At 66.4% G+C, this 1,331-nt stretch carries 1 protein-coding gene; it reads right to left on the bottom strand.

What is annotated here, in order from left to right; all coding sequences use genetic code 11:
- Positions 1-27 precede the first annotated feature (27 nt).
- Positions 28-1,280 (bottom strand): IS3 family transposase gene (locus tag ACZ3TI_RS40995; RefSeq protein ID WP_465735699.1). Its coding sequence is split into 2 segments (ribosomal slippage): positions 28-998 and positions 998-1,280, totalling 1,254 coding nucleotides; the frame shifts between segments, so codons are not numbered across the junction.
- Positions 1,281-1,331 lie beyond the last annotated feature (51 nt).

Below are 1,331 nucleotides of genomic sequence, written 5' to 3'. Positions count from 1 at the left end.
TGAACCGCCCCGGGTTCGGTAGAGATCTCAGGTTGTGGTTGTGACCTGCGGTTTTGTGGTGGCAAGGTAGTAGTCGGTTTCGTACTCGACTGGCGGGACGTGGCCGATCTCACCGTGGAGCCGGCGGTGGTTGTACCAGTCGACCCATTCGGCGGTGGCGAGTTCGACCTGGGAGAGGGTGCGCCAGGGCCGCCGGGGCTTGATCAGCTCGGTCTTGAATAGGCCGATCGTGGACTCCATGAGGGCGTTGTCGTAGGCGTCGCCGACGGATCCGATCGAGGCTGCGATGCCGGCGGCGTTCAGGTGTTCGGCGAGCCGGAAACTCGTGTACTGCGACCCGGCATCCGAGTGGTGTATCAACTCGCCTCGCTGATGGGGGAATCCGTCACGGTCGCGCTGCCACAGCGCCATGTCCAATGCATCCAGCACAAGGCGGGTCTCCTTGGAAGTCGCAGCCGACCAGCCGACGATGCGCCGGGAGAAGGTGTCCACGACGAAGGCGACGTAGACGACTCCGGCCCAGGTGGCGATGTGCGTGAAGTCGGCGACCCAGCAGCGGTTCGGCGCGCCGGCGACGAAGTCGCGGTCGACCAAGTCCGGGGCGCGTTCTGCCACCGGATCGACCATGGTGGTGATGACCTTCTTGCCGCGTACGGCGCCGGTGATGCCGAGTTCGCGCATCAGGCGCTCAACGGTGCAGCGTGCCACTGTGTGGCCCTGCCGGCCCAGCTCCCGCCAGACCTTCCGGGCCCCGTAGACCCGGTAGTTGGCGTCGTGAACGCCCTTAATCAACTCCTTGAGTTCCAGGTCTCGCACGGTGCGGGCGGCGGGCGAGGCCACGCGCTTGTGCTGTGCGTAGTAGGTGGAGGGGGCGATGCTGCAGCCGTGCTCGGTGAGCACGCGGCAGATCGGCTCGACGCCGCCGAAGCGGCCCCGGTGCTCGTCGATGAACGCTACGAGCGCTGGTGTGGCCGGTCGAGCTCGGCCGCGAAGAAACTCGCCGCGGCCTTGAGGATCTCGTTTGCCCGCTTCAGCTCGGCGATCTCCTTCTTCATCGCCTTGATCTGCGCGGACTCCTCCGTGGTCGTGCCCGGGCGCTGCCCGGAGTCGACCTGGTCGCGCCGCACCCAGTTGCGCAGGGTCTCGGCGGAGCCGATGCCCAGCTTCTCGGCAACGGCTCGCAACGCGGCCGACTCGTTCGGGTAGTCACCGAGAACCTCGGCGACCATGCGCACCGCACGACGGCGCAGCTCAAGCGGGTAGGAGGAGGGACGTGCCATGACTCGAATCCTTACATGAAATCGAGTCTCTACCGAACCCGGGGCGGTTCA

This window comes from Kitasatospora sp. NPDC023120 (genome assembly GCF_055560835.1).
This window is presented reverse-complemented; position numbering and strand designations above follow the sequence as displayed.